At 61.7% G+C, this 10,101-nt stretch carries 4 protein-coding genes; 2 read left to right on the forward strand and 2 right to left on the reverse strand.

The annotated features are described in order from the left end of the window. Positions 1–123: 123 nt before the first annotated feature. Positions 124–447: a BrnA antitoxin family protein gene (locus NFW30_RS04315; RefSeq protein ID WP_295355938.1), complete on the forward strand. Its 324-nt coding sequence runs from the start codon at positions 124–126 to the stop codon at positions 445–447. Between the two features lie 234 nt (positions 448–681). Here NFW30_RS04315 and NFW30_RS04320 read toward each other — a convergent pair whose 3' ends face one another. Together NFW30_RS04320 and fbaA are read right to left on the reverse strand one after the other, a co-directional pair. Beyond that, the gene (locus NFW30_RS04320) at positions 682–2,388 is read right to left on the reverse strand and encodes a diphosphate--fructose-6-phosphate 1-phosphotransferase (protein WP_295355939.1); all 1,707 of its coding nucleotides are present in this window, start codon (positions 2,386–2,388) and stop codon (positions 682–684) included. A 163-nt stretch (positions 2,389–2,551) separates the two neighbouring features. Beyond that, the gene (gene fbaA, locus NFW30_RS04325; protein WP_295355940.1) at positions 2,552–3,625 is read right to left on the reverse strand and encodes a class II fructose-bisphosphate aldolase; all 1,074 of its coding nucleotides are present in this window, start codon (positions 3,623–3,625) and stop codon (positions 2,552–2,554) included. A 916-nt stretch (positions 3,626–4,541) separates the two neighbouring features. Here fbaA and NFW30_RS04330 point away from each other — a divergent pair. After that, the coding region (locus NFW30_RS04330) for a DUF4347 domain-containing protein (protein ID WP_295371781.1) at positions 4,542–10,101 on the forward strand (5,560 nt) is incomplete at its 3' end.

Consider the following 10,101-nt stretch of genomic DNA (forward strand, 5'->3'; position numbering starts at 1 on the left):
AACGGGAGCACTCGCAGGACAGGAAATCCGGCGCCAGCCAGCGCGTGTTCATCAGCCTCCATAAGCCCCCCTCGCGGGTGGCTGCGGGTGCAATCGCCTCTTCCATGCGCAAGGCGGACAGCAATGAAACGGACCTCTTCTATCGATACGCGGGATACTTCTGACGACGCGCCGAAGCTCACGCCAGCGGACTTCGAGCGCGCCCGGCCGCGAATCGCCGGCAGGGATGTCAGTCGCGCCGAGTGGCAGGCCGCAGTGCGCCAACGCGTCGGCAAGTTGCGGATCAGCATCATGCTCGATGCGCCCATCGTGGAACACTTCAAGGCGCTGGCTGGCGAGCGTGGCTACCAGACGATCATCAACGACACCCTTCGCCGCGTCATCGAAAGCGGTCACCTGGAAGCCGACCTGCGGCAGCTCATTCGCGAAGAACTCGCGCGGCGCTGAAGAGACTCCACACTCAGCGGAGTCGTCCGCTCGTTCGATAGCGTGCCACGGCGGCGTTGCCAGCGACAAGGGCTGGATCCTCGGCGAGCGCTTCCTCAAGCTGCCGGTTCCCGATCCGCAAACCGTGCAGCGCCTCGCCGAGGGCCTGCTCGGTCTGCTCGGCTGACGCAAGTGAAAGAACGGGCGCGCCCGGCCGTTGGCTGGGCGCGCCCGCGGACTGCCGGGCGGTGCTCCTCAGCCGATGCGGAACATCAGCGAATCGGCACCCGAGTTCAGCGCGACGCTGATCGGCAGCTGGTGCGTCGTCGGACCCCAGAACTGCCGCGGACCCGGCGAGGAGAAGAGGTCAGCCGCCGCCCAGTCGTCACGCCGCGAAGCGAAGAACTTCATCGCCGGCGAGTCCATCTTCACCAGCGCCTTCTCGATCACGAACTCGTCCTTGCCGTGCCGCCGCTCGATGTTCAGCAGGCCGGCGAGCGGGATCGCCTGCGGCGTGCCGCCACTGCTCAGGCCGGTGATCGTCGCCATGTAGCCGGTGCGGCCGTCGAGGATCAGCGAGCCGGCGGTGAGGCCGAGGTTGTAGGTGTAGGCGGCGTCGAACAGCGTCGGCGCGCCGCAGCGGCCCTCGTAACCGAGGAAGTGGTTGTGCGCGGCAAAGGGAACCGCCGGGTCGAGTTCCCGCACCCGCTTCTTCGCCATGTCGATCAGCAACTGCTCGGTGGGGATCAGCGAGACCTGCAGGTTGCCATGCGAATCGCGTTCGGCGAGAAGCATGTTGACGATGTAGTGCGGCAGCGAGGCGAGGAGGGCGGCGTTGTCGGCGCTCAGCTTGCTGCCGACGAAGCCCGCCTTGGCGTCGTCGGCGAGCGTCGCGAACTCGCCGGCGTGGTGCGCGAGGACGTCGTTGAGCTCGGCGATCATCGCGTTCATCTCCGGGATGAACTCGATCAGGCCCTCGGGCGCGAGCAGGACGCCATAGTTCATCCCCTTGTGCGAACGCTCGACGATGACCCGGGCGACGCGGTCGATGATGCTGGCGAGCGACTCCTTGTTGGTGGCGATCTCCTCGGAGATCAGCGCGATCGCCGGCTTCGTCTGCAGCGCCACCTCGAGCGCGACGTGCGAGGCCGAGCGGCCCATCAGCTTGACGAAGTGCCAGTACTTCAGTGACGAGCTGGTGTCCTGCAGGATGTTGCCGACCATCTCGCTGTAGATCCGCGTCGCGGTGTCGAAGCCGAAGGAGATCGACAGCAGGCCGGCGATCTGCAGGTCGCCGTCGATCGTCTTCGGCACGCCGATGACCTGGACGCCGGAACCGTCGGCCTTGACGCCGGTGAACAGCGATTCGGCGAGCACCGCCGCGTTGGTGTTCGAGTCGTCACCACCGACGACGACGATCGCGTCGAGGTTGTGCCTGATGCAGGTCTCGCGCACCTGTGCAAACTGCTCGGCCGACTTGATCTTCGTCCGGTCCGAGCCGAGGAAATCGAAGCCGCCGGTGTTGAGGATGAAGTCGACGTTGGCGTCGGTGATCTCGAACAGCGAGCCCTTGAGCAGGCCCTTGGGCCCGGCCTTGACGCCGAACAGCGTGTTGCCCGCACCGAGCACGCGCTTGAGGCCGCAGACGACGTTGTGGCCGCCGGCGGCCGGCCCGCCGGAAAAGAGGACGGCGACACGCTTGCCGGTGACGGCCGCGGTGCTGGCGCCGGCCGAGCTGAGGACGACGTTGCCGGAAGCGGCGACGGTTTGCGGGAACTGCGCGCGAACCCCTTCCGCATCCCTGGTACCGAGGACCTGGCTGGTGTTGCTGAAGCGGACCGGCTGCGGGTGCTCGGACGAGCCGAAGGCGGCACAGACGGGCAGCGGGTTCTGGCGCACGGCCGTCTCGAAGATCGAGCGGTGCGCTTCGGTGTTGAGGAGCTGTTCTACGAGGGTACTCATGCTTTGACCTCTATGTCACGTGGTGTGGTTACGTGGTTGCCTGCTCCGGGCCGGCGCAGCGGGCCCATTGGCGGTGGTTGCAGACTGCGGTTCGGGGACGGGGCAGACACAAAAACGGGCCAGTCCACCTCTGGACCAGCCCGCTGTCCTGCCATGCAGCCGATTATCCGAGGGTGCCGACGTTGTTCAGGTCGGCAAACGCCTGCTTCAGGCGCGCGCGGAAGGCGTCCTCGCCCTTGCGCAGCCAAGCGCGCGGATCATAGAACTTCTTGTTCGGCTTGTCGTCGCCTTCGGGGTTGCCGATCTGGCCCTGCAGATAGCCCTCGTTCTTCTTGTAGAAGCCCATGACGCCATCCCAGAAAGCCCACTGCAGGTCGGTGTCGATGTTCATCTTGACGACGCCGTAGGAGATGGCCTCGCGGATCTCCTCGAGGGTCGACCCGGAACCGCCGTGGAAAACGAAGTTGATCGGCTGCGCGCCGGTGCCGAATTTCTTCTGCACGAACTCCTGCGAGTTCTTGAGGATGATCGGCTGCAACTTGACGTTGCCCGGCTTGTAGACGCCATGCACGTTGCCGAACGAGGCGGCGATGGTGAAGCGGTCGCTGACCTTCGACAATTCCTCGTAGGCGTAGGCGACGTCTTCGGGCTGCGTGTACAGGCGCGAGCTGTCGACGCCGGTATTGTCGACGCCGTCCTCTTCGCCGCCGGTGACGCCGAGTTCGATTTCCAGCGTCATCCCCATCCTGCTCATCCGCTCGAGATAGCGCTTGCAGATCTCGATGTTCTCCTCGATCGGCTCTTCCGAGAGGTCGAGCATGTGCGAGCTGTAGAGCGGCTTGCCGTGCGATTTGAAATACTGCTCACCGGCATCGAGCAGGCCGTCGATCCACGGCAGCAGTTTCTTCGCCGCGTGGTCGGTGTGCAGGATGATCGTCGCGCCATAGAGCGCGGCAAGCTGGTGGATGTGGACGGCGCCCGACACCGCACCGGCGATGCATGAACGCTGGTTGCTGTTGTCGAGCCCCTTGCCGGCGAAGAACTGCGCGCCGCCGTTCGAGAACTGGATGATCGCCGGTGACTTGAGTTCGGCGGCGGTCTCCATGACCGCGTTGACCGTGCTGGTGTTGATGACATTCACCGCCGGCAGGGCGAACTGCCTGGCCTTCGCCAGATTGAAGATGGCCTGCAGCTCGTCGCCGGTGGCGACGCCGGGTTTGACTTCTGATGCACTCATGATTTGCGTGTCCTGATTCGGTTGATCGAGAAGGTCGGAGGGAGGGTGAAGCCAGATGCGAGGGCAAAACGGACGCCGGAACGCCCGATTCGGTGAAAGTATCTCCGCCGTTCAACGGCGCGTCAAGCGCTGTCTGCTTTCTTCCAGCGGCGCGGCTCGATGCCGCGGGACTGGCCCCGGAACGGGGGCTGGAGGGGGTTCCTCGGCAGCCATGCGTGCGTTCTGCCATCGCGCTCGCGGCAGCGTCTGCTGACCACCGAATGTGGTGGCCCGTTACGTCGCTCGGAGGTCTGTCCTCGCGCAGAGGGCACGTGCGCTCTCCGGCGCTCCCGGCGCTGAAGCCCGACCCAGACGAGACGATAGACATAAGTGTTATTGATCCAGATCAACCGCTTCCGGCCTCGCCTGTGCTATCAAGCGCACAAAACAACAACGTTAATAAGGGGGCATGGATGCCCAAGTCGAGAGAGGAGTCCGGAGGAGGGCGCACGCGCGTGCTGTCGCCAGCCCGTCGGCGTCGTCGGGCTCGTCGGGCTCCACTGATCGGCACAGTCGGGACGCTAGGACGCTTCCCGAAATGCGGGTCGCCGATTGCGCTAGCTCGGTTCGCGCGCATGCGGTCTCGCCGCCGGTTCGGGGACATGCAGAAAACGGCCACGGTCGCGACGAGCCGGTTGCGACGCGGCCGGCACTACTCTGAAGCGGTTCGCGAAACTGGGCATGTCATTCGCGGTCGCGGCTCTGAGGCCGCGAGCAGACCGTTCCTACCCCGCCAGAACTCCTTTCTTGTCCGCCCACCCGATCGACACGTCCTGGTGAACAAGACGGGCCGACCGTGTCGTGCCATCGGTCGCCCTGACCGGTGGCACTGCCCCCATCTTCATTACTTGACCCGAACCCCAACCGAGGTGCCCTCATGACTGCCGCCGCCCGTCAAGTCTTCTTCGTCGATTCCCGCGTCGCCGATTACCAGACCCTGATCGCCGGGCTGGCGGAGGGGAGCGAGTGGCATCTGCTGCAAGCCGGCGAGGATGGTATCAGGCAGATGGAGCGGATCCTGTCGGCGCACAGCGGTCTCGATGCGATCCAGATCCTCTCGCACGGCGCTCCGGGAACCCTGTATCTCGGCGACACGGTTCTGACCTCGGGCAACCTGACTAGCTATGAGGCCGCACTGCGGGCCATTGGCGCGAGCCTGAGCGAGACCGGGGACATTCTGGTCTATGGGTGCAGTGTGGCGCGTGGGGGTGCCGGCGTTCAGTTCATCAACGATGTGGCGGGATTTACTGGGGCGGACGTGGCAGCGTCGGACAACCTGACCGGCAGTACCGAGCTGGACGGCGACTGGGTGCTGGAGAAATCAACCGGACAGATTGACGTCACCATAGCATTGAGCGAACCTGCACAGACGGCTTATTCGTACAGCCCGCTCTTGGCATTCAGCCTGACCCAATCGCGCGGCCTCTATCCAGAATTGGCCATGCTGGCGGTCAAAGCCTATGAAAACCCTGGTTTAAGCGTTAACTGGGGAGAGGTCGATTCGAGCTACCGGGACATGGCTCTCGAAGCCGCCTACGGCGGGATTGACGGTCGTTGGGCGGCGATTACCCAAATAGGCAATCTGGCTCTCTCTGACGGTGTTTTCATCCATGATGGCGCCGCGGCCTATCTCGCCGAATCAATAGTTGACGGCAAGCGCACCATGGTGATCGCTTTCCGCGGAACTGATTGCTGGAGCGATGCTTGGAACTATGGTGGGTTCACTCTGTTTCATTACAACAAGTTCGCGGCACTCCTGAGCGAGTTGGACGCCTATGTGGCTGATCCTGCGAATGCCATTGAGCAGGTATTCGTTACCGGTCACAGTCTTGGTGGCGCCATGGCCCAGATATTTCTGGATGATGTCGTTGAGGGGCGGTTTCCGAACATATCAATTCAAGAGTGTTTTGGAGCTACCTTTGGTTCCCCGGGCGCACATACCCTGGGAGATATTCCACATCTCAGTCATTTCTACAATCTGTACGACCCCGTCCCTCGTGCCGGGAACCTGATCGGATATCACGATACCGGCGATTCATCGGTGATGCTTGATGTTCCCGCTTGGCTTCTTACCAATCATGCCAAGTTTATTTACGCTGAAGAAATCTGGCGCCTTGCCAGCCAGCCCGATCAAGATGTGATCAGCAGCAGCGCCACGTCATTCTGGACTCAGGATGGAGCAACCATAGTTCTAGGGTATGCATCTGCACAAAACAACGATCTTTCGGTGATCAACTTGATTCCAGCGAGCCATATCTGGAATCCCATTTATGTGTTGGGTGGCAGTCAAGGCGATGAAGTTGCCAGCACCGGCGGCGATGACTGGCTCTGGGGGCTGGACGGCGACGACCTTCTCGACGGCGGCGGTGGTGTTGATCGCATGTACGGCGGGCGAGGAAACGACACCTACGTTGTCAATGTTGGTGGTCCAAGCGGTGACGCCGTCATCGAGAACTCGAACGAAGGCACGGACACGGTCCTTTTCGGCACGCAACTGCCGGCGATACCGACGCCCGGAGCAACATACGATCTACCCGACAACGTCGAGAACCTCATCCTCCTGCAGAACGGCTATCTATCGGGCGCGGACGTCGCACTGCATGGCCGCGGGAACGCCCTGGACAATGAACTGACGGGTAACGACGCCGACAACCAGCTTTTCGGAGGTGCGGGGAATGACACCCTGATCGGCGGTATGGGGGATAACCTGCTCGATGGAGGCAGCGGCTTTGATATGGCAGATTATAGCCAGATCGGTCACCCCATTATTCTGGTTCTCGGCGAGGCTGGTGCTGGCCATGCCTACTCAATTGGAGTCGCCTATTACGATACCCTCGTTGATGTCGAAGGAGCCTTCGGTACCAGTTTCAACGACTCATTCACTGGCAACAGCTACGACAATTTTTTCGAACTGGTCGGGGGGTCTGATGTTGTCGATGGCGGAGGCGGAAATGACTGGGTGTCGTATGGTCGATGGGGCTACGGGTTGACCGTCGACCTCAGCGTCGAGTGGCAGGATGTCAACGGCAGGCTCATCAGCATCGAGAATGTTTGGGGCTCGACCTATGGCGACTGGCTCTACGGCAATATCCACGCCAACTTCTTGCGTGGTGGCAGTGGGGTTGATCGCCTACAGGGCTGTGGCGGTGAAGACAATCTGGCTGGCGGCAGTAGCGCAGACACTTTCATCTTCGACGGGCTTGCGATCCCCGACGCGCGTGCTGGAATCTTCGACACGATCAGCGATTACAACCAGGGCAACGCTACCAACCATATCTACTTCGCCGGCGAAGGCGACATCATCGACCTCACCGTGGCGATCGCCAGCCTTTACCCCACGCCGCCCGCCTCGCTCAAGGATCTCGTGCGCGCTGAGAAGGACGCGAGCGGCACGTTTGCCAATCTGTACATCAAGGATCCCAATGGCACCAGCGACCCCGGCGACGATACTTGGCTCAAGATCGCCAAGCTCGATGGCATCCAGGGTGGAAACACCTTGAAGCTCAAGCTGGACGCGGGGAATAGCAATAGCACTGCGAACATCACGGTTGCCGGGGCCGCCGATGCCCGCACGGGTCAGGTAACAACCTTCCAGCCCAACGATGGCAAGGATACCTACATCCGGAGTTCAGTCAGCACAAGTGGCGATATGGGGCAGGATAACGGGTATCTGATGGTCGGCGGCTGGTCTGACGAGTATTACACGTTTATCCAATTCGACTTGTCCGGGCTGCCCCGGGACGCCAACTCTGTCATTCTCAGTCTACATGAGGTATATGGCGAGCATGGTCCGTGGACTTATCCGGAGATGTCGCTCTGGACCGTTGATGGGCAGTGGGCTGAGGGTATGCAGTGGAACCAGAACACCACGACCGCAACATTTGTCAAGAATATCGGGCGGCCGGACGGAATTGGTTGGTTCGAAATCGATATCACTGACATCTACCAACGGTGGCAAAGCGGGGCTTTGGCAAATTCCGGGATCCAGCTTCGTCCTCTATCGACTACTGCAAACCAGGCATATTTTGTCAGCTCAGAATCCGCCGATGTTGCCCATAGACCAACTTTGGTAATTTCCAGTTCGGGTTGGAGCATTACCCCAGCGACCACCTCGGTAAGCGAATCAGGTACTGACATCACGTTGACCGTGACACGCACGTCAGCTACCACGGCACAGACGGTTTACCTCAGCACCACCATCAACCACGGCAGCCTCAACCAGGGCGACTACGACTACTGGTACAGCCAACCGGTTGACTTCAACGCAGGTCAGGCGAGCTATACCGCAACCATTCACATCAACGACGACAGCGAGGCGGAAGGCAGCGAGACCTTCGGCTTCATCGTTCAGGACGACCCGAGCAAGCCTGTTTCTGACACCCTGGCCAGGGCCGAATTCACGATCACCGACGACGACGTCTATGTCGATCCGGGCGCCGGGGAAAGCTGGACAGGCACCAGCGCCAGCGAGACGAGACCGGGAACCAGCGGCCACGACACCTACCGTGGCTACGGAGGCAATGACGAACTGTACGGCCATGGCGGCAACGACCGCCTCGAAGGCGGCTCGGATGACGACCGACTGGAGGGGGGCTCAGGCAACGATACCCTGGACTCCGGTGACGGTGGCAACGATACGCTCAAGGGAGGAAGCGGTGATGATTGCCTCTCGGTGTATGGGTCCGGGGCGGATCTCATCGACGGGGGAGCAGGCTTCGATACGCTGTCGCTCGCTCGTTACGACCTCACGTCTGCAGTGACGCTGACGATTGCCGCGGATTCCAGCGGCACCATTCCCGGATTCAGCCTCCCCGACGGAACGACGGTGAGCCGAATGGAGTCGTTGCGTTTAGCGACCGGCAGCGGCGATGATCGCGTGAGCTTCGCCAACACGACGACACCGGGTACCCAGTTCTGGGACGGCAGTTTGGGCAACGACACCGCAGTGCTCGATTTTTCGGCGTTTGCCAGCGCCCTGTCATCTTCGACGCCCCCTGGTGCCAACAGTTACGAATACTACGTCTATGTCTCTGGCGAAGGCTCACCAAGGCTTTACCTGTACAACGTCGAAAACTTTCACATCCGCGCTGGCGCGGGCAACGACAGCTTGTTCGGCAAGTCAGGAAACGACACCATCGAGGGTGGCTCGGGCGACGACTTCATCAGGAGTGGCGCTGGGGTTGACGTCATTGACGGCGGCTCGGGTCTCGATACTCTAGAGCTCGATCGATCGGCACTGACTCAATCGGTGACCCTGGCAATCACTTCCGACGGCCTTGGCAGCACCCACGATTTCAGCCTGGCCGACGGCACGACGGTGAGCGGCATCGAGACACTGAATCTGCTGACCGGCAGTGGCGACGACCATGTGACCTTCGCCAATACCACCAGCAAGATGGGGCCGCACGTAAGCGGCCAGTCCTGGGACGCCGGCGCCGGGAACGATACGGCCGTGCTGGATTTCTCGGCTTTTGGCAGAGCCATCTCGGCGATCACGGGCCAGTACAGTTACAACAACGATGTCTACTATGTGCAGGTCGCGGGTACGAATACCTATGATCTTGTCACCATTGGCGTAGAAAACGTCTGGATCTACGGTGGCGCCGGGGACGACAGTCTGTCGCGAGTGTCGGGCGCCAACGCGCTGTTCGGCCATGACGGCAACGACACTCTAACCAGCGGCGGCGGCAACGACACGCTGAATGGCGGGACCGGGAATGACTCCATTTCGGTCAGTGGTGGTGGTGCGGACCTCATCGAGGGGGGCAGCGGCTTCGACACCCTGAGCCTCAACCGGTCCGACCTTGCCGCGGCGGTGACGCTGGCGATCACGGTGGACGCCAGCGACACGATCCAGGACTTCAGCCTGCCGGACGGTACGACGGTGAGTGGCATCGAATTCCTGAATCTGACGACGGGCAGTGGGGACGATCACGTGAGCTTCGTCAATACCAGCACGTCGGCGTCGCGATACTGGTATGCCGGATCTGGGAACGATACGGCTGTGCTGGATTTCTCGACGCTTGGCAGTGGAGTATCAGCCAGCCATAGTTACTGGAATTTTGACTATTACTACGCCTATGTTGCTGGCGAGACTCGGGTCAGTCTTGTCGAGGTCAACAACTTCTCGATCTACGGTGGCTTCGGGAACGACTACCTGGGCGTCACGCTTGGAACGAACGTGCTGCACGGTAACGGTGGTGACGACACCCTGTCCGGCGGTAGTGGCAAGGACACGCTGAATGGCGGGTCTGGAAATGATTCCATTTCGGTCAGCGGTGGTGGCGCGGACGTCATCGATGGGGGCAGTGGTTTCGATACCCTGAGCCTCACGCGATCCGACCTTGCCGTGGCGGTGACGCTGGCGATCACGGTGGACGCGAGCGACACGATCCAGGACTTCAGCCTGCCGGACGGTACGACGGTGAGTGGCATCG

Source organism: Accumulibacter sp. (genome assembly GCF_023806635.1).
Lineage (GTDB): Bacteria > Pseudomonadota > Gammaproteobacteria > Burkholderiales > Rhodocyclaceae > Accumulibacter.

Coding starts and splice junctions, on each gene's coding strand:
- fbaA (WP_295355940.1), bottom strand. CDS start 3,625: ATGAGTGCATCAGAAGTCAAACCCGGCGTCGCCACCGGCGACGAGCTG.
- NFW30_RS04320 (WP_295355939.1), bottom strand. CDS start 2,388: ATGAGTACCCTCGTAGAACAGCTCCTCAACACCGAAGCGCACCGCTCG.
- NFW30_RS04315 (WP_295355938.1), top strand. CDS start 124: ATGAAACGGACCTCTTCTATCGATACGCGGGATACTTCTGACGACGCG.